Raw genomic sequence first — 18,097 nt, forward strand, 5'->3', positions numbered from 1 at the left:
CGATGGTGACGACGACGACCTCGGGAGCCGCCCGCGCGGTGCGCGGCGGCGAAGGCAAGCCACTGCTGTCGATCCGCGACTTCAAGGTCGAGTACCGGACCGGCTCGGGCGCCACGGTGCAAGCGGTACGCGGCGTCGACCTCGACCTCTACCCGGGCGAGAGCCTGGCGCTGGTGGGCGAGAGCGGCTGCGGCAAGACGACGTTCGGGCTCGGGCTGCTCCGGCTGCTGCCGCGGCTCGGCCACGCCAGCGGCAAGGTGATCTTCAACCGCGGCGACGGCACCGAGATCGACGTACTAGGGCTGGACGGTCGCGATCTGCGCCAGTTCCGCTGGCGGGACGCGGCGATGGTCTTCCAGGGCGCGATGAACGCGTTCAACCCGGTGCTGAAGATCCGCGCGCACATGCACGACACGATGCGTGCGCACACCAAGGCAACCCGGCAGGAGATCGAGGACCGGGCCGGTGATCTGCTCCGGCTGGTGCGACTGGAGCCGGAGCGGGTGATGGACTGCTACCCGCACGAGCTGTCCGGCGGCATGCGGCAGCGGGTGCTGATCGCGATGAGCCTGCTGCTCGAGCCCGAGGTCCTGATCCTGGACGAGCCGACCACGGCGCTCGACATCCTTACGCAGCGGTCGATCGTCGACGTACTGCACGAGGTGCGGGAGCGGCTCGGCTTCTCGATGATCTTCATCTCGCACGACCTGTCGCTGGCCGCGGAGCTCGCCGACCGGGTCGCGACCATGTACGCCGGACGCCTGGTCGAGACCGGCGGCGTCCGCGATCTGTTCTACCGCCCGCGGCACCCGTACACGCTCGGCCTGATCAAGGCCGTGCCGCCGATCGTCGGCGACCTGCCCGACCTGGAGTCGATCCCGGGCGGTCCGCCGAGCCTGGCCGCACTGCCGCCGGGCTGCACCTTCAACCCGCGGTGCAAGTTCGCCACCGACGAGTGCAGAGAAGCCGAACCGGATCTGGTCCCCGTGACCGACCAGGACGGCAGCGCGCACGACGTCGCCTGCATCCACTGGAAGGACGTGCACCTCGACCGCGAGGCGCGCAACCAAGACCTCGGGACCGCATCATGAGCGCGCTGGAGCAGACCCCGGAGACCGTGAGCCGGACGCCGCTGATGACGCTGAGCGGCGTCAGCCAGGTGTTCGACACCAAGGCGGGGCCGATCCGCGCGGTCGACAACATCGACCTGTCGGTCAACCCCGGCGAGGTGCTCTGCCTGGTCGGTGAGAGCGGCTCGGGCAAGACCACCGCGGCCCGGATGGCGGCCGGTCTGGCCCGGCCGACCGACGGCCAGGTCCAGTTCGACGGCAACGACATCTGGTCGATGAACCGGCACGACTTCGGCGCCTTCCGGCGCAGTGTGCAGTACGTCCACCAGGACCCGTACGCGTCGCTGAACCCGACCCGGACGATCCAGCAGACGATCACCGCGCCGTTGCTCAAGCACGGTGTTGTCAAGGGCAACAAAGCGGCCGCCGACAAGGCCGCGGAGCTGCTCCGCAAGGTCGACCTGACCCCGCCGGAGAACTACCTGCCGAAGTTCCCGCACCAGCTGTCCGGCGGTCAGCGGCAACGGGTCTCGGTCGCGCGGGCGCTGACCCTGGACCCGAAGCTGATCATCGCGGACGAGTCGACCTCGATGCTGGACGTGTCGATCCGGATCAGCGTGCTGGCGATGCTCGGCCGGCTGCGCGACGACCTCGGCGTGGGGTTCCTGTTCATCACCCACGATCTCGCGATCGCGAAGTACTTCGGCTGGCACGGCAAGACCGCGGTGATGTACCTCGGCCGGATCGTCGAGTTCGGTCCGACGCCGAAGATCATCAACGCGCCGACGCATCCGTACACCCGGGCGCTGATCGACGCGATCCCCGAGCCGGATCCGGACCTGACCAAGACCAAGGGCCGCGAATCCCTGCGCAGCCTGGAGATCCCGAGTCTGGCCCACCTGCCGAGCGGCTGCTCGTTCCACCCGCGCTGCCCGATGTTCGAGGACGGGCTGTGCGACGGCGAGGTTCCGCAGCTGGTCGAGATCCGGTCCGGTCAGTCCGCGGCCTGCCACGTGGTGGCCCGCGACGGCGCCGGGGAGGTCCGGCCCGATGAGCCGGTGGCCTGATGTCACCGCAGATCGGCCGGTTGGCGCTCGGCTGGGCGGCGTTCCTGATCCTGGCCAGCGGGGCATTGCTGCTCACGCTGTCGCCGGGTACTCCGGAGTTCGTCGTCACCCTGTTCACCTTGTGTTTGGGCCTGCTACTGGGCCTGATCGTTGTCGTCGGGGTCGTGTGGACCCGGCGGCGGGAAAAACGCGAGGGCGGTTCGCAGTAACTCAAACCAGTAGTGGCTGACGCACACAGTCGTGCGCCAGATCAGAAAGGACGAAGGAATGAGTCCCACCGGCACCAACGATTCCGGCACCAACTCTCCGGGGCCGAGCCCCCGGACGAACGCGATCTCGCGCCGGCACGTGCTCCAGCTGTTCGGCATCGCCGGTGTCGGCGTGGCCGGCATCGGGTCGCTGGAGGCCTGCTCGCCGAGCTCTCCGAGCAGCAGCACCGACAGCAGCAAGTCGGCGAACAAGGAGTTCCACGGCGCGTACCCGTACCAGCTGCCGCCGAAGGGCCACTTCAACCTGGCCGCCGGCGTCACCGACGGCATCCAGCAGTCGAGCCCGTACCTGGACCTCGTCTACCCCAGCGGCGGCCTCTACTACTGGGCCGACAAGAAGTGGGAATGGATGATGGCCGAGTCCGGCACGCTGGACGAGGCGAACAAGACGTACACGATGAAGCTCCGGTCCGGGCTGACCTGGAGCGACGGCAAGCCGGTCACGGCGAAGGACGTCGTGTCGACGTTCAACCTGCAGTGGCTGATGCGCCAGCCACCGTGGACCTTCTTGTCCGACGTCACGGCGAAGGACGACACCACCGCCGTGTTCACCATCGGTACGCCGTCCACCGTGCTCGAGCGCTACATCCTCCGTGCCCCGATCCTGCCGGACTCGGTGTACGGCGAGTGGGCCACCAAGGCCGAGACGATGCGTAAGGCCAAGACCAGCCTGGACAGCGCCGAGGGCAAGCAGCTCAACGGCGACTTCCAGAAGTTCCGTCCGGAGAACCCGGTCGTGTCCGGTCCGTTCAACTTCGACGCGAAGAACATGACCAACGCGCAGATGAACCTGGTCAAGAACGACAAGGGCCTGTTCGCCGACAAGATCGGCTTCAGCAAGGTTCTCCTGTACAACGGTGAGACCTCCGACATCACCCCCGTCGTCCTCAACAAGGACGTCGACTACGCGACCCACGGCTTCGCGGTCGCGACCGAGAAGACGCTGGAAGGCAGCGGCTTCCGGATCCTCCGGCCGCCGGTGTACTCCGGCCCGGCGCTGGTGTTCAACTTCACCGCGCACCCGGAGCTGTCCGACCCGAAGGTACGGCAGGCGATCGCCTACGTGCTCGACCGGCAGGAGAACGGCACCGTCGCGCTCGGCGACTCGGGCAAGCCCTGCAAGTTCATGGCCGGCTTCTCCGACATCCTCGTGCCGGACTGGGTCTCCGACGCCGACCAGAAGAAGCTGCAGGCGTACGAGAAGGACGAGGCCAAGGCCACCCAGCTGCTGCAGTCGGCCGGGTGGAAGAAGACCGGCGGAAAGTGGACGCTGCCAAACGGCAAGCCGGCGGCGTACGACATCAAGTTCCCGACCGAGTTCGCCGACTGGAACCCGGCCGCCACCAACGCGGCCGACCAGCTGAACAAGTTCGGCTTCAACATCACCAAGCGGGGTATCACCTTCACCCAGCTGAACCCCGACGTGCTGGCCGGCAAGTTCGACATCGCCATCCAGAGCTGGGGTGCATCGAGCCACCCGCACCCGTACTTCTCGTTCGTCCAGGACCTGTACACGTTCAACTACGTGATCGCGGCGAACACGGGCGGCAAGGGCATGAACTTCCCGCTGAAGCAGACCACCTCGGCCGGTCCGATCGACCTGCAGTCCGTGGTGGACAAGTCCGCACAGGGCCTGAACATCGACGAGCAGAAGAAGAACGTCACCGCCGCGGCGATGGCCTTCAACGAACTGCTGCCGATCATCCCGCTCTGGGAGCGCTACGGTAACAACCCCGCGCTCGAGGGCACCCGGGTGGCGAAGTTCCCGGCCGACGACGACCCGATCCTGAAGAACGCGCCGTACGCGGACAACTTCGTGATCATGTACATGTACCAGGGCAAGGTCGCGCCGGTTTAACCTCTGGCTTTTTGACCTGTTTGTCTGATTGGGTCGGCCGGGTGATCCTCGTTCGCGAGATCGACCCGGCCGACCTGGCCTTGTTCGACGAGTGGTACGACGCCTTCCGGGCCGGTGCGGTCGCCGGCCGGGAGGCCGCGTTGATGACCGGCCGCGAGACGCTCGGCTACTCGCTGCGCAACCCCAGCCCGCTGAAGCAGCGGATCGCCGTGGGCGCGTTCGAGGACGACCGCGTGCTCGGCGGCATGCTGTTCGAGTACCGGCTGACGGACAACCTCGACACGGTCGAGGTCGAGATCGACGTACCGGCTGAGCATCGGCGGCGCGGGATCGGTACTGCGCTGTGGCAGTGGGCGGTCACGCGGTCGGCTCAGCTGGAGCGGACCATCGTCCAGACCGAGCTCGCCGTGCCCTGTGAGCCGTGGCCGGGAGCCGCGTTCGCGGAACGGCTCGGGTTCGAGGTGGAGCACGTCGAGGAACATCTCGTCGTACCGCTGCCGTACGACGACCTGCGGCTGGACGAGCTGCGGGAGTCGGCAGGGCGGCCGAACGGCTACCAGTTGACCTCGTGGGCGGGCGTGTGCCCGCCGGAACACCAGCAGGCGTACGCCGATCTGCACACCGCGATGGATCTGGACGTACCGACCGGCGGCATGACCCGCGAGCTCGTGCCGTGGACGGTCGACAAACTCGAGGCGAGTGAGGCGCGGATCGACCGCAACTACCTCGCCCTGGTGACGATGGCGCATACCGACGCGGGCGAGCCGGCCGGGTACACGCTGCTCTACCTGCCGCGGGCCGACGCCGAACACGCCCAGCAGGACGACACGCTCGTACTGCGGGAGCACCGCGGTCACCACCTCGGCACGTTCTTGAAGCTGGCGAACCTCGAGCAGCTGGCCAAGCACCGCACGACCCAACGCTTCCTGCACACCTGGACGGCGCTGTCGAACGCGCCGATGCGCAAGGTGAACGCCCGCTTCGGCTTCCGCGCGGTCGAGCAACATCGTGAGCTCGAGCTGCGCCTTCCTCGGCTGCGCCCCGCGGCGCGGGCGGTGATCGTGGACGAGGAGGAGCGCATCCTGCTGGTCCGCTTCGAGTTCTCCAGCGGCCCGGTGTGGGCGACACCCGGCGGTGGCGTCGAGGCCGGCGAGACCTTGATCGAAGGGCTCCGTCGTGAACTCGTCGAGGAAGTCGGGCTGAGCGACTTCCCCGACCCGCCGCATATCTGGCACCAGGAAGTCGTTGCCGAAGGCCACGCAACTGGCTACGACGGCGTCCTCAACGACTACTTCCTGATCCGTACGGCGGCCTTCGATCCCGCCGGCACCATGAATGAGGCCGAGCTCCGCGCGGAGAACGTGCACGGCATGAAGTGGTGGACGTTGTCGGAGTTGGCTGCTCATGACGGCCGCTTCGCGCCGCGCGACCTCCCGACCCTGGTCGACCGGTTGCTGCGGAACGGCCCACCGGTGGTGCCCACGCAGCTCGGCCTGTGAGAAACCCGTTCGAACTCTGCAAGAAAAAGAGTCCGGGGAAATCGGAACGTTAGCGTTGAAGTGTGAGCACTCGACATACCGTTGATTGGTTCGTCCCCGTTCGATCGGCCGGCGATATCGCCACCCTGCAGACCGGCCGGCTGCCCGACGGACTCCGCGTCGGCATCGCCTTCACCACCCTGGACCGGCTCCGCGCGGCAGCGGGCGTCCAGGAGTTCATGCGGGTCTCGGAAGACGCCCTGCACGACATGCTGACGCCGATCGGGATCGCGCGGATCCAGCTCGACCCGACGATGGTCGCCGTACCGGTCAGAGGCGCCGTAGCCAGCTGAGGTGGCCCTCGTCCATCACGGCGTGGCCGTCGGCGCTGTCCGCGACGTTGGGGTCGTGGGTGGCGATCACGACGGCTGCGCCGCGGCGGGCCTCCTCGTGCAGCAGGTCGAGGACGCGTTCGCGGTTGGTGCTGTCGAGCTCGCTGGTCGACTCGTCCGCAAGGATCACCCGGCCCTGCTGGGCGATCCCGCGAGCGACCGCGACGCGCTGCTGCTCGCCACCGGACAGCTCCTCGACCAGGTGGTCGCCGCTCTCCTCGAGCCCGACTCCCGCGAGCGCCTGCTCGATGGTCCGCTCCACCTCGCCACCCGGCTTTCGCTCGGCCAGCAAGGGGATCGACAGGTTCTCGCGAGCGGTCAGAACCCGTGCGAGTCCGTTGCCCTGCGGGATCAGTACGACGCCGTGCGCGGCCGCCGTCGGCCGGTCGGTGATCACCAGCCCGTCGATCTCGACCTGGCCCTTGGCCACCGGCACCGCGCCGGCGATTGCCCAGAGCAACGAGCTCTTACCGGCGCCGGACGGTCCGCTGACCGCGAGCACGAAGCCGGGCGGGACGGTGAACGACACGTCGGACACCGCGGTCAACTCGCCGTACCGCACGGTCACCTGGCTGACGTTGATCACTGGTTCCCCTCCTGCTCCACGGGGGTGAGCCGGATGACGCCGTCGTCGGTGGTGACCTGGACGAGCGTTCCGGCTGGTAGGACCTCGGCGACATGCGGCGGCAGCGGCAACGATCCGTCGACCGCGACCACGGCGTACTCCTCGCCGGACCGGCCCTCGGAGGCGATCCGGCCGTCGCGGATGGTGATGGTGCGGGGGAGCGTCGCGGCGACTTCCGGGTCGTGGGTGACGAGCAGGACGGTCATCCCGGTTTCCGTGTTGATCGTGCGCAGCGCCGCGAGGACCTCGTCGCGGGCGTGGTGGTCGAGCTGGCTGGTCGGCTCATCCGCCAGGAGCAGGCCGGGGAGCGTTGCGATGCCGACGGCAACGGCGCACAGCTGGACCTGCCCGGGTGTCAACTGGGACAGGGGTGTTGTCCCATGGTTGCCCAGGCCAACGAGTTCGAGGATCGTCTCCGGGGTCGGCAGGTCGCGTTCGTCAGGTGCGGCCTGCTGGGCGTAGCGGATGTTGTCGGCCGGGGTCAGGTACGGGATGAGGTTGCGTCCGGCACCTTGGAGGACGATGCCGACGTCACCGGACCGCATCCGGTCCAGCTCGGCATCCGTCATCGTGGCGACGTTGTGCTCACCGACCTGCAGCCGGCCCGCGCTGGGCGTGAGCAGACCGCCGCACAGTTGCAGCAGCGTCGACTTCCCGGCCCCGGACGGACCGAGCAGTCCGACCAGCTCACCGGGCCGGACGGTGATCCCGATACCGGACAGCGCGGCGACGTCATGGCCGTGGGCACGGTAGATGTGCACGAGTCCCGTCGTACTGATGGCGAGGCCGCTCACGTCAACTCCTCCCGGATGCGGTTGTAGGTGGAGCGTCTGTTGACGCCGCTGCCGAGGAACAGCGTCGCGGCCGCGAGGATCGCCGTACCTCCGGCCCAGAGGATCAGTGCGACCGGCCAGCTGATGCCGAGGTCGAGCGGCACCGGCCCGCCGCTCGTGGCGAACAGCGGTATGAGCGGCAGTGCGACGTGCGCACCGACGAGCCCACAGATCGTCCCGAGCAGGACAGCCAGCGTGACCGGACCGGTCTGCTCCCAGCGTGCGGCCCGCCCGGTCGCGCTCGCCGGTACGCCGGTGATCTTCAGGCTCGCGTAGTCCTGCGCCCGCGACCGCCACGACGTGACGACGGTCAGCAGCAGTACGACGATCGCGAGCACCCACGCCGCGATGCCGACCACCGGTGTCAGCTGCAACGCGAGCGCGCTCGCCGACCGCCCGTACGCCGCGATCCGGTCGTCCCGGCGATCGATCAGCTCGGCGTTGTACCCGGCCTTGGTGAGCTTGTCGGTGATCGCGTCGACGTTCGCCAGACCGTCCTTGTTCAGCCAGAGCTCGAAGTCGGTGCCTTCCTCGTCGACGACACCGCCGAGTCGCCGTACTGTCTCGAGATCGACCACGGCGGTGCGATCGCTGTACCGGTTGACCGGTCCGCGCAGCCGGTCGATCCGGCCCAGGGTCATCGGGCTGGCGTCGGCCGCCGGGCTCGTGGTGGCGTTGTCGACCCAGTGGTACTCCGGGGTGACCAGCGCAGGTACGACTGGCGGCACGGTCGCGTACTGGAGGAACAGATCGGCGCCGAAGCTCTTCATCGCGATCGTCAGCGCACCGCCGGGCGCGGCAGAGATCGAGCTCTGGTCGGAGCCCAGCTGCGGAACGGTCTGCCAGGCTTCGGCCTTGCCCAGGGCAATCGTCGGGTGGTCGTCGCTGGAGATGTTGCTGATCACAACGTTGCCTTGGACACCGGCCGGGTCGAGCGGCTCGCGGCCGATGCCGAGCCGCAGCAGGTCGCAGCCGCCGAGGCAGTCCACGGGCGCCCGCAGTACGACGGGCTTGGTCGACGGGAACCGGATCGGCGGGAACGAGACCAGGAAGCGGGACCCGTCGCGGTGGCTGACCACGTTCGCCCGCAGTACGACGGACTTCGGCGCACCGCCGTCGATCGCGTCACCGTTCGCCGCGCGGCTGATGATCGGCTTGATCCCGTTCACCGAGACCGTGGCCGTCAGCTGCGAACTCCGGAACGCGAGCGGGGCGAGGTCGCTCGGCGCCTGCAACGCCTGCCAGCCCTGCGCGTCGGTGAGCTGATCGCCCTGGAACGCGACCCGGCGGAAGCTGTCCGGCTCGATCATCTCGGTCTGCAGCGTGTCGGGGGAGGGCGGCCGGGAGATGACGACCGGGGTCAGCCAGTGCCGGTCCGGGTCGATCTGGTTGACCGTTTGCATGAACGCGCCCAGATACAGGGAGTTCATCCGCAGTACGCCCTCGGCGCCGGTCTCGTAGCCGGAGCGGGTCTCGCGGTTGGTGGCGGCGATCGACGAGGCCTGGCCGGCGAACGTGAGGAGCGCGGCGGCGACCGCGACGGCCGCGACGATCCGGGTCACGGCCGGGCGGCGCGAGATCTGCAGTGCGCCGAGCGCCAGGCCGAGTCGTCCGTTGCGGAGCGCTCGTCGGCTGATGAGCCCAGCGGTCGGCAGCAGCAGGTGCGCGAAGATCAGACCGGCCGCGAGCCCGAGCAGCGCGGGCGTGAGGACCGGCAGCGGACCGCGGCCGTCGCCGGTCAGCGCCGCGATCAGCCCGGCCACCGCGAAGACGATGATGCACAGGTCGGCGACGCCGATCGTCCGGCCGCGGCGGAGCGGGAGGACACGACGCAGCAGGTTGGAGATCGACTGCCGGACGGTGCCGCGGACCTGGAGCACGACGACGATCAGCGCGAGTACGACGGCTACCGCCAGCGCGGCCGGGACCGTCCAGGGCAGTTCGATCGGTGCGCCGTACCGTAGCCAGGTCGCTCGGACGATCAGCAGCAACGCGAAGCCGGCGAGGCCGCCGAGCAGGGTGCCGACGAGTACGGGCAGGCCGAGTTCGATGCACAGGGCGCGCTGGGTCCGGCGCGCGGACGATCCACGCAGGCGGGACAGCGCGATCTCGGGCCGCCGCTGGTCGACCACAGCCGCCAGCGCAAGCGCCAGTACGACGACCGCGAACAACGCGACCTGCACCATCACCAGCGGGATGATCGTGGTCGCCTGCTTCCGCTCCGCCTGGATCTGGTCCACGAGCGTGGCCAGTGAGGACGTGTTCTGCGCGGCTACGCCGATCTCCCGCGCGTTGCCATTGACGGTCTCGGTCGCCTCCTTCAGGCGATCCAGGTCGCCGAGCCGGGCCACGCCGGGGATCGGCCCGAAGTCCGAGGTGACCCGCTGCGACCACTTGTCCCCGGTGAAGGTCGAGCTGTCGGTGAAGAATTCGTTGGCGGCGCCCGGGTCTTTGTCGGCCGGCTGATGCGAGTGGCCGGTCGGATAGTCGCCGTACCAGAAGTCGCCGCGCGCCTGTTTGGGCTGGTAGAAGCCGACGATCATGAGACTGCCGCCGCCCTTGCCGACGTCGCTCGGCGTCGCGGCCACGGTGGTGCCGAGGCGGAAGTCCCAGGTGGTCTTGTCGACCGTGGAGGCGATCACCTCGTTCGCCGCCTGCGGACAGCGGCCCTCGGTGACGGTGAGTTGAGCGCAGTACCCGTCCCGCCAGCGCACGCGCGCAAGGGGCGACGGGTCGCCCGCGGTGGCCGGGATGCTCCAGCTGACGTCGTTGTAGATGCCGTGCAAGGGCGGGGTGAAGAGCGGCTTCAGGTCGTGGGGGAGGAGCTTGTCGAGGTCCTCCGGGCTGGTGCTGCCGCCGACCTGCCGGCTGGTCGAGGCCAGCAGCCAGGACGCGGGCAGACGCTGCCCGGACAGGGTCTCGGTCATCACGGTCTGCTCGACGGCGCGGGCGAACCACGGCCCGAAGACGGCGCAGGCGCCGATCAGCAGGCTGATGCCGGTCAGTACCAGGGCCTGTGCCCAGCGGTACCGCAGCGCCCGACGCAGGAACATGTCCACCCCTTTGTTGCTCACTTGTGCCAGCCGAAGATATGGAATGTTGCGGCTTTTGTGCTTCGCGGCGGCAAAATGTCACAGTAATGTTGTCTGGACAGGAATATGGCTCACCCCGTGCCCCTCGTGGTGCGGCCCGGCGGTAGGTTCGGGGCATGCGTGAATCCCAGCTCGGTGACCTGACCGTTTCCGCCCTCGGCCTCGGCTGTATGGGGATGTCCCAGTCGTACGGCGTCCGGGCCGACGACTCCGAGTCGATCGCGACGATCCATGCGGCGATCGACGCCGGCTGTACCTTCCTCGACACCGCCGACGTGTACGGCGACGGCGAGAACGAGGAGCTCGTCGGCCGCGCGCTGGCCGGGCGCCGCGACGAGGTCGTGCTCGCGACGAAGTTCGGTTTCAAGCGGCCCGCTTCGGGCACGGCGCTGCCGAGCGTCGTCGACGGCTCACCTGCGTACGCGCGGGAGGCCCTGGATGCGTCGCTGCGGCGGCTCGGTGTCGACCACGTCGACCTTTGGTACCTGCACCGGCGCGACCCGCAGGTGCCGATCGAGGAGACGGTCGGCGCGATGGCCTCGATGGTGGAGGCGGGAAAGGTGCGGTACATCGGGCTGTCCGAGGTGAACGGCGAGACGGTGCGGGCGGCGCACGCAGTACATCCGATCACCGCCGTACAGAGTGAGTGGTCGTTGTGGACGCGCGACCCGGAGACCGTCGTACTGCCGACGCTGCGTGAGCTGGGTGTCGGGTTCGTACCGTTCAGCCCGCTCGGGCGCGGGTTCCTGACCGGGCAGATCAAGTCGGAGGCGGACTTCCCCGAGGACGACATGCGGCGCGGGCTGCCGCGGTTCCAGGGGGAGAACTTCCAGCGGAACCTCGACCTGGTCGCGCAGGTGCAGGCGCTGGCTGCGTCGAAGGGGGTCACGCCCGGGCAGCTGGCGCTCGCGTGGCTGCTTGCGCAGGGCAACGATGTGGTGCCGATCCCGGGGACGAAGCGGCGTACGTACCTGGCCGAGAACCTGGGCGCCCTGGATGTGACGTTGTCTGCTGACGAGCTGGCCGCTTTGGAGGCGACCTTCCCGGCGGATGCGGTGGCGGGGCAGCGGTACACCGACAGCGGGATGGGCCTGGTGGGCAAGTGATCGGTCTCACCGGGTCGACCGGGCAGCTCGGTTCCCGGATCGCGGCGCGGTTGGCCGGCGTACCGCTGCGGTTGATCGTGCGGGATCCGGGGCGGGCTCCTTCGGTGCCCGGTGCGTCGGTGATGCAGGCGGCGTACGGCGAGCATGCGGCGCTGCTGAACGCGCTGGACGGGGTCGATGTGCTGATGTTGCTCAGCGCAACGGAGTCGGCGGATCGAGTGGCGTTGCACAAGGCAACGGTTGATGCGGCCGTGGCGGCCGGGGTGCAGCGGATCGTCTACACGTCGTTCGTCGGGGCGTCGCCCGGGGCGACCTTCACGTTTGCGCGGGACCACTGGCACACCGAGCAACACATCCGGTCGACCGGCGTCGACTTCACATTCCTGCGGGACAACCTCTACCTCGACTTCGTCTCCGGCGGCGTGGGGGAGGACGGGGTAATCCGCGGCCCGGCGGGCGATGGCCGCGTCGCAGCCGTCTCCCGCGACGATGTGGCCGCCGTAGCGGCCACGGTGCTCCTCTCAACCACCCCCGCGCCCCAGACCGCCTCGGCCGCCCCACCCTCGGCCGCCCCGGCTCCAAGCACCTCGGTTCCGGGCGCACCGGCCCGGCCTGCCTCCGCCCCGATCGCATCGTCGGGGTCGGGCGCTCTCGGGGCGTCGGACGGCCTGCCTCGGGTCGCCTCCGACCACTCCGGCGCGACTTACGACCTCACCGGGCCTCGCGCGTTCACGCTCGCCGAGGCGGCCGCGGTGCTGACCGACGCGTGGGGACGCAAGGTCCGCTACGAGCCGGAGACCCTCGACGAGGCGTACCGCTCCCGCGAGTCCTACGGCGCCCCCGCGTGGGAGGTCGCCGGCTGGGTGACGTCGTACGCCGCGATCGCCAGCGGCGAGCTCAGCCAGGTGTCGACCGCCGTACGTGACATCACCGGCGTCGAGCCGACCGGCTTCGAGGAGTATGTCCGCGCTCAGTGAGAGACTGGTGCGGTGCCGCTCTACCGGGATCAGGCGATCGTGCTGCGCACCCAGAAGCTGGGTGAAGCGGACCGCATCGCCACGCTCCTGACCCGCGCCAACGGCAAGGTCCGCGCGGTCGCCAAGGGAGTCCGCCGTACGTCGTCCCGCTTCGGCGCGCGCCTCGAACCGTTCAGCCACGTCGACCTGCAACTCGCGACCGGCCGGACACTCGACGTAGTCACCCAGGCCGAGTCGATCGCGGCGTACGGCGAGGGCATCGTCGGCGACTACGCCCGGTACACCACCGGCACCGTCCTGCTCGAGACCGCCGACCGCCTCGTCGTCGAGGAGAAGGAACCCGCCACCCAGCAGCACCTCCTGCTGGCCGGCGCCCTCCGCGTCCTCTCCACCGGCGAACGCGAACCAGGCCTGGTCCTCGACTCCTTCCTCCTCCGCTCCCTGGCGATCTCCGGCTACGCCCCCTCCTTCGACGACTGCGCCCGCTGCGGCGAACCAGGCCCCCACCGAGCCTTCAACCCCGCCTCCGGCGGCATGGTCTGCACCACCTGCCGCCCCCCAGCCTCAGCCATGCCCAGCCCCGCCACCGTCGCCCACCTAGCCGCCCTCCTCACCGGCGACTGGCCAACCGCCCTAAAAGCCGACCCCAGAACCCGCCGAGAATCCACCGGCCTAATAGCCGCCTTCTTCACCTACCACCAAGAAAACCAACTCCGCTCCCTCCCCCACCTGGACCTGACGTCGGGAGCCTCGTGACCCCCAACAGACCATCAGGTCTGCCTACCAGGCCACCCCGTAGGTCCCGGCCGCGACCACCGCGGCCGCCCCTCCGGCAAACGCGCCGAAGGCAATCCCACTGGCATGCCCTCCCGCCCGGTCGCCCCCGACCGCGCACCAGCGCTTTCCTGCGACCCCCGATCCCGAGCCACCTCCGTAGGCCCTCGCGACGGCGCCCCAACAACAATCGCCCGCGAGGCCCGCAACGGCTGCTGCCCATCCCACGCATGAGCAATAGCCCGCTTAGCATCCAACTCCGCCCGCCGGGCGGCCTCGTTGCCGCGCGCATCCGGTCTCCGGTCCCCGAAGCGGTTGAGGCCGGGCTGTCTGTCGTTCGGATGGCGACTCAGCCGGGCGCACACATGCGCGTAGACGTTGTTCCGGCCGCGCCGGGGTTTGATCGCGAGCAACTCCCGCCGCGGCAACTCCCCAGGACCGGCCGGCCCGAGCTCGCGAAACACCAGCCGGTAGTCAGCTTTGCGCCCGGGATCGGAGCGCAGGTACGCCGTCACGCAGTCGCGGAGATCACCTTTGCCCGCCTCGTACCCGAGCGCATGGTGTCCATCGCTGGTCCCGGCCCGAAGCCTCTCGATCTCTCGCAGGACCTCGCGGTACAGGTACCGGTGCGCGCCACCCGACATCTTGGCCTGCTGGCGCAGGGCACGCACGTCCTGATGAAACTTCTCGACTCCAACTACCAGATACCGGGCGTCATCGGTCATCGCCCTCTGCCCTCTCCTCGGCGCGTATCTCGTCGAGAAGCTCACGGGTGAACGGATCGTTGGCAGCCCACTCATCCAGATCCAACGGCTTGCTGTCCGGCAGCGGTTCGGTCGCATACCTCCGCACCGTCGGGTCGTCCACGACCCCGGCGGGCGGCTGAACGTCCCCCCGCAACTCCCGATACTGCGCCGCCGACATCACCACCGCCTCCGGCTCCCCGTCCTCCCCCCAAACCACAGGCGCCCCCGTCCCCGCCCGCACCCCCTCCATCAACCGAGGCAACTCCCGACCCAACACCCCCAGCTCAACCACCTCATCCGGAACCGAGAACTTCCCTTCCCCACCCAGATCCTCAAACTCGTCATACGTCAACATCACAGCCTCAGGCCCCCCATCCCCAAAACTGAACGCCCAACCCCCACCCCGAAACCGCCCAAGCACCCCCACCAGGTCCACCCGAATCTCATCAACAGAGGCCCAAGTCGTCATACCCAAAACCTATTACGTCTCAGCGCACCACCGCGGCACTTATCCACAGCCGGAGAAGCGACTGATCAGCAGGTCTTCGTCGTCTTCTCGTCGACAAGGATCCACATCTTGCGTGCTGTCTCAGCGCTCCTCGCATAGACGAGGCGCGATTCGAGACGGTGCCGGTCGCCGTTGTCACTCACGGCCGGGATCGGTTGGCTGTTGGATTGATACCGATCGACGACCGCCGAGCTGTCGACGCAGCTCGTGAGCTTGACTTCAGGCTGTGCCACCTCGAGGTTCACGGCACGGACGTCGAGCATCGTGATCCGGGCGTCGCCGGTCTGGTACCAACCATTCTCGACCGAGAAGTCGAGCTGTGCTTCGACTTGCCTCAGCCAGGTGCCTCCGTTCCCGGCGCGTGCGAGCGCGACCCGACTTGCTGTGCGGGGCCGCTTGACCGCGTCACCGACAGCGGCCCGAGCCATCAAATACCGAGCCTTCGCAGCAGCAATGGCCGCCAACTCTGCCGAACTCCAAGCCGTCGTCGACACAGCTCCAGAAATACGAGTGGCCGACGGCCTGCTCTGGGCAGACGCAGTCGTGGCCTGACCGATGCCGGCCCGGCCGCGTTCCGAAGAGCCGTGACACGCGGACGTGAAAGCGACGACGCCAACTGTGGCTGCTGCATCGAGAAGCAGTCGGCGCAGCGGGGGATTGGAACCCGTTGCGATGCCCCGGCGGCGCCACGCCTCAGACCGATGATGCTGTCGCGCTCCGCAGGTTGCACCTCGTGTCAGCACCCAGCCTTGGTGGGCGCAACCGCGTCGCCACCGTCCGGATCGACCAACACCGGCACAGCTTCACCGATCCGCAACAGCGTAGCGGCTTCTTGGGTGGTGGATATCTCCCCGGTATCACCCAGATTGCTCTGCCAGGTGATCTCCCATTGCGCGGTAGCCGTCAACGAGTACTTGCAGTTCGGGAGGTGCTTTGAGGTCTTGGCGTATCGGTGGCCACAATCGGGCGAGTCCTTGATGCCCATGGACTTGTCGTACGGCGTTCCCGCGCCGTCGCAGCGGACCGTGCTGCCGTCGCCCATTGACCAGTTGATCGCCTTGACGTGCGCCGTCGCCGTGACCGCCAGCCCGGGCACACTTGCACTCCGGACGATCGGGCCCCAGGTGTTCTCGGTCTTCGTGACCCACATCCATACGGGCATGTTTACCAAGCCGATTTGATCCGTCGCGGGAGCTGTCTTTATCAGCGGCGAATCGAGATTCATCGCGGCAATCGCTCGGTAGGCCAACGTAACGGGATCGACAACCACCGTGTCTGGTTCTCCAGGAAGCCAGACCCACTCGGTTACCAGATGCCTGCCCTCGTCGTAACCCTGCTCGCGAACGCAGGCCCAGAGGCTGCCGTCCGTATGACCTTCCCAGCGAGGATCGCTGAACGGAGGTTGGGGCGCTTCGCGCCGCATATAGCACTGATGACTGTTGGACCAATTGCCGAGCGAGGACGTACAAGCTTGAGCCGCACCATGGAACTGGCATGTCGGCTTCTTGATCGACTGCGGATCCTTGCCTTTCTCCTCGGTCTTGTTCTCGCCCGGGAGATGCGCGATGAGCACCAGCGTGTATTCACCCGAGTCGGGGTCTTGGAACCACTCGTAGCCCGGCGGCGGGGTTGGAAGGGCGCTGGCGGAGCCAACTGTCAGGGAGGCGGCGACAACCCCTGCCGCCATTGTCAGCAAGACCGATCTGAGGACTCTCAGCATGTGCCGGCCGATTTCTCTTCGATCAAGAACCACATCTTCTTGCCCGCCGCATTCGCTGCGTAGACCAGTCGTGCGCTGACACCGTGCTTGCCGCCGCCGACTGTGCTCGCGACCGGCACCGGCTTTCCGGTCGATCGGTACCGCATCTGGACGCCGGTCCCGTCGATGCAGGTCCCAAGGACCACGGTCGGCTGTTCTGCACTGAGATCGACCGACTTCGGCGCGGTCGAGATGATCCTGCTGGTGCCCGCCTGATAGAGCCCGTTTCGCGTGAAGAAATCGAGGCGCTCGAGAATCGATTGGAGCCACGCACCGCCGTTGCCGGCGGCCTCGAGGACCGGGCTCCGTACCCCCTCCGGCTTTTGGAGCGCCTGTCCGGCCGCCGCACGAGCAGTGAGGTATTGAGCCTTGGCGGCGGTGATGGCGGCCAGTTCATCTGCGGACCAGGTGGGCGTGGACGGTGCGCTCGGAGTGGGGCTGGTGGCCGGCGAAGTGGATGTGGGGGTGGTGTTGGGTCGGCCGGCTTCGGGGGAGCTTTGGCACGCGGTTAGCGCTGTGAGGGCGCAGAGGGCGGCTGTGGCGGTGGGGAGGGCCGGTCGGCGGGGCATGGGGTGGGGCTCCGTTCTTGGGTTGCTGGTGGTGTAAGGGTGGCATACGGAGGGTGTTCGGCGGGGTGGGTTATCCACAGGTTGCAGGTTGTTGCAGGGGTGGGTGGGAGGGGGTGGGAGGATGCGGGTATGTCGCCTATTGGTCGTCGTCGGGGTCGGGGGATTTTGGGGGGTTCGGGGGAGAAGAAGGTGGTGGTGCCGCCGGAGCCGCACCCGTCCGGGGCTCGGGCGCCGGGGATTCCCAAGGAGCTGGTGCCGCGGCATGTGGCGATCGTGATGGACGGGAACGGGCGGTGGGCCAAGCAGCGGGGGCTGCCGAGGACCGAGGGGCACAAGGCGGGGGAGGCCTCGCTGCTCGATGTGATCAAGGGTGGGATCGAGATCGGGGTGAAGTACATCTCGGCGTACGCGTTCTCGACGGAGAACTGGGCGCGGTCGCCCGAGGAGGTGCGGTTCCTGATGGGGTTCAACCGGGAGGTGATCCATCGGCGCCGGGACGAGCTGGATGCGATGGGGGTCCGGGTGGTGTGGTCCGGGCGGCGGCCGCGGTTGTGGAAGTCGGTGATCGACGAGCTCGAGTACGCGCAGGAGCGGACCAAGGACAACGACACGATCACCCTGCAGTTCTGCGTGAACTACGGCGGCCAGGCGGAGATCGCCGACGCGATGAAGTCGATCGCGGCGGAAGTTGCCGCAGGCAAGCTCAAGCCGGACCGGATCACCGAGAAGACGATCGCGCGGCACCTGTACGCGCCGGACATCCCCGAGGTGGACCTGTTCGTCCGTTCGTCGGGGGAGCAGCGGACGAGCAACTTCCTGGTCTGGCAGCTCGCGTACGCCGAGATGGTGTTCCTGGACACACTGTGGCCGGACTTCGACCGCCGCGACCTGTGGCGGGCGATCGAGCTCTACGCGCAGCGCGACCGCAGGTACGGCGGCGCCGTACCGAACGAGGTCACCGCCGAGGGGTGACC

Annotated in this window: 17 protein-coding genes; 10 read left to right on the forward strand and 7 right to left on the reverse strand. The window is 68.4% G+C overall.

The features are described 5' to 3' along the window. Window positions 1-5: 5 nt before the first annotated feature. The 6 genes from FDA38_RS10530 (at window position 6) to FDA38_RS10555 (ending at window position 6,095) form a co-directional block, all read left to right on the forward strand. Window positions 6-1,091, forward strand: a complete 1,086-nt coding sequence (locus tag FDA38_RS10530; RefSeq protein ID WP_233714629.1) for an ABC transporter ATP-binding protein — start codon at window positions 6-8, stop codon at window positions 1,089-1,091. Beyond that, window positions 1,088-2,137, forward strand: a complete 1,050-nt coding sequence (locus tag FDA38_RS10535) for an ABC transporter ATP-binding protein (protein WP_137253824.1) — start codon at window positions 1,088-1,090, stop codon at window positions 2,135-2,137. Before FDA38_RS10530 ends, FDA38_RS10535 begins: the two co-directional genes overlap by 4 nt. Further along, window positions 2,137-2,346, forward strand: a complete 210-nt coding sequence (locus tag FDA38_RS10540) for a hypothetical protein (RefSeq protein WP_137253825.1) — start codon at window positions 2,137-2,139, stop codon at window positions 2,344-2,346. Before FDA38_RS10535 ends, FDA38_RS10540 begins: the two co-directional genes overlap by 1 nt. A gap of 58 nt (window positions 2,347-2,404) precedes the next feature. Next, complete coding sequence (locus FDA38_RS10545) at window positions 2,405-4,264, forward strand: ABC transporter substrate-binding protein (RefSeq protein WP_137253826.1); 1,860 nt, start codon at window positions 2,405-2,407, stop codon at window positions 4,262-4,264. A 41-nt stretch (window positions 4,265-4,305) separates the two neighbouring features. Further along, window positions 4,306-5,763, forward strand: a complete 1,458-nt coding sequence (locus FDA38_RS10550) for a bifunctional GNAT family N-acetyltransferase/NUDIX hydrolase (RefSeq protein WP_137253827.1) — start codon at window positions 4,306-4,308, stop codon at window positions 5,761-5,763. 62 nt (window positions 5,764-5,825) lie between these two features. Beyond that, complete coding sequence (locus FDA38_RS10555) at window positions 5,826-6,095, forward strand: SAV_915 family protein (RefSeq protein WP_137253828.1); 270 nt, start codon at window positions 5,826-5,828, stop codon at window positions 6,093-6,095. Here FDA38_RS10555 and FDA38_RS10560 read toward each other — a convergent pair. The 3 genes from FDA38_RS10560 to FDA38_RS10570 are packed head-to-tail and all read right to left on the reverse strand — an operon-like array spanning window position 6,073 to window position 10,666. Continuing rightward, window positions 6,073-6,720, reverse strand: coding sequence for an ATP-binding cassette domain-containing protein (locus tag FDA38_RS10560; RefSeq protein WP_137253829.1), 648 nt, complete (start codon window positions 6,718-6,720; stop codon window positions 6,073-6,075). The genes FDA38_RS10555 and FDA38_RS10560 overlap by 23 nt on opposite strands. Then, complete coding sequence (locus FDA38_RS10565; protein WP_137253830.1) at window positions 6,717-7,553, reverse strand: ABC transporter ATP-binding protein; 837 nt, start codon at window positions 7,551-7,553, stop codon at window positions 6,717-6,719. Before FDA38_RS10565 ends, FDA38_RS10560 begins: the two co-directional genes overlap by 4 nt. Further along, a complete protein-coding gene (locus FDA38_RS10570) occupies window positions 7,550-10,666 on the reverse strand; it encodes an FtsX-like permease family protein (protein ID WP_233714630.1) in 3,117 nt (1,038 codons plus the stop codon). The genes FDA38_RS10565 and FDA38_RS10570 overlap by 4 nt, the downstream gene beginning before the upstream one ends. A 134-nt stretch (window positions 10,667-10,800) precedes the next feature. Here FDA38_RS10570 and FDA38_RS10575 point away from each other — a divergent pair, with 134 nt between their 5' ends. From FDA38_RS10575 to recO, 3 genes are read left to right on the forward strand one after another with little or no spacing between them, the layout of a single operon-like run. Further along, entirely contained in the window at window positions 10,801-11,790 is a 990-nt protein-coding gene (locus FDA38_RS10575; protein ID WP_137253831.1) for an aldo/keto reductase, read from the forward strand. Further along, a complete protein-coding gene (locus FDA38_RS42975) occupies window positions 11,787-12,767 on the forward strand; it encodes an SDR family oxidoreductase (protein ID WP_137253832.1) in 981 nt (326 codons plus the stop codon). Before FDA38_RS10575 ends, FDA38_RS42975 begins: the two co-directional genes overlap by 4 nt. Before the next feature lie 12 nt (window positions 12,768-12,779). Beyond that, a complete protein-coding gene (gene recO, locus FDA38_RS10585) occupies window positions 12,780-13,523 on the forward strand; it encodes a DNA repair protein RecO (protein WP_137253833.1) in 744 nt (247 codons plus the stop codon). Window positions 13,524-14,255: 732 nt separating this feature from the next. Here the strand turns inward: recO and FDA38_RS10590 are convergent. The 4 genes from FDA38_RS10590 to FDA38_RS10605 form a co-directional block, all read right to left on the reverse strand. Next, window positions 14,256-14,756, reverse strand: coding sequence for a hypothetical protein (locus FDA38_RS10590; protein WP_137253834.1), 501 nt, complete (start codon window positions 14,754-14,756; stop codon window positions 14,256-14,258). Window positions 14,757-14,821: 65 nt separating this feature from the next. After that, complete coding sequence (locus FDA38_RS10595) at window positions 14,822-15,223, reverse strand: hypothetical protein (RefSeq protein ID WP_137253835.1); 402 nt, start codon at window positions 15,221-15,223, stop codon at window positions 14,822-14,824. A gap of 308 nt (window positions 15,224-15,531) precedes the next feature. Next, the gene (locus FDA38_RS10600; RefSeq protein ID WP_137253836.1) at window positions 15,532-16,515 is read right to left on the reverse strand and encodes a hypothetical protein; all 984 of its coding nucleotides are present in this window, start codon (window positions 16,513-16,515) and stop codon (window positions 15,532-15,534) included. Then, the gene (locus FDA38_RS10605; RefSeq protein WP_137253837.1) at window positions 16,509-17,123 is read right to left on the reverse strand and encodes a hypothetical protein; all 615 of its coding nucleotides are present in this window, start codon (window positions 17,121-17,123) and stop codon (window positions 16,509-16,511) included. The genes FDA38_RS10600 and FDA38_RS10605 overlap by 7 nt, the downstream gene beginning before the upstream one ends. Window positions 17,124-17,315: 192 nt before the next feature. Here FDA38_RS10605 and FDA38_RS10610 point away from each other — a divergent pair, with 192 nt between their 5' ends. Beyond that, complete coding sequence (locus tag FDA38_RS10610; protein WP_233714673.1) at window positions 17,316-18,095, forward strand: isoprenyl transferase; 780 nt, start codon at window positions 17,316-17,318, stop codon at window positions 18,093-18,095. The last annotated feature ends 2 nt before the right edge of the window (window positions 18,096-18,097 follow it).

The organism is Kribbella jiaozuonensis (assembly GCF_005233875.1).
GTDB lineage: Bacteria > Actinomycetota > Actinomycetes > Propionibacteriales > Kribbellaceae > Kribbella > Kribbella jiaozuonensis.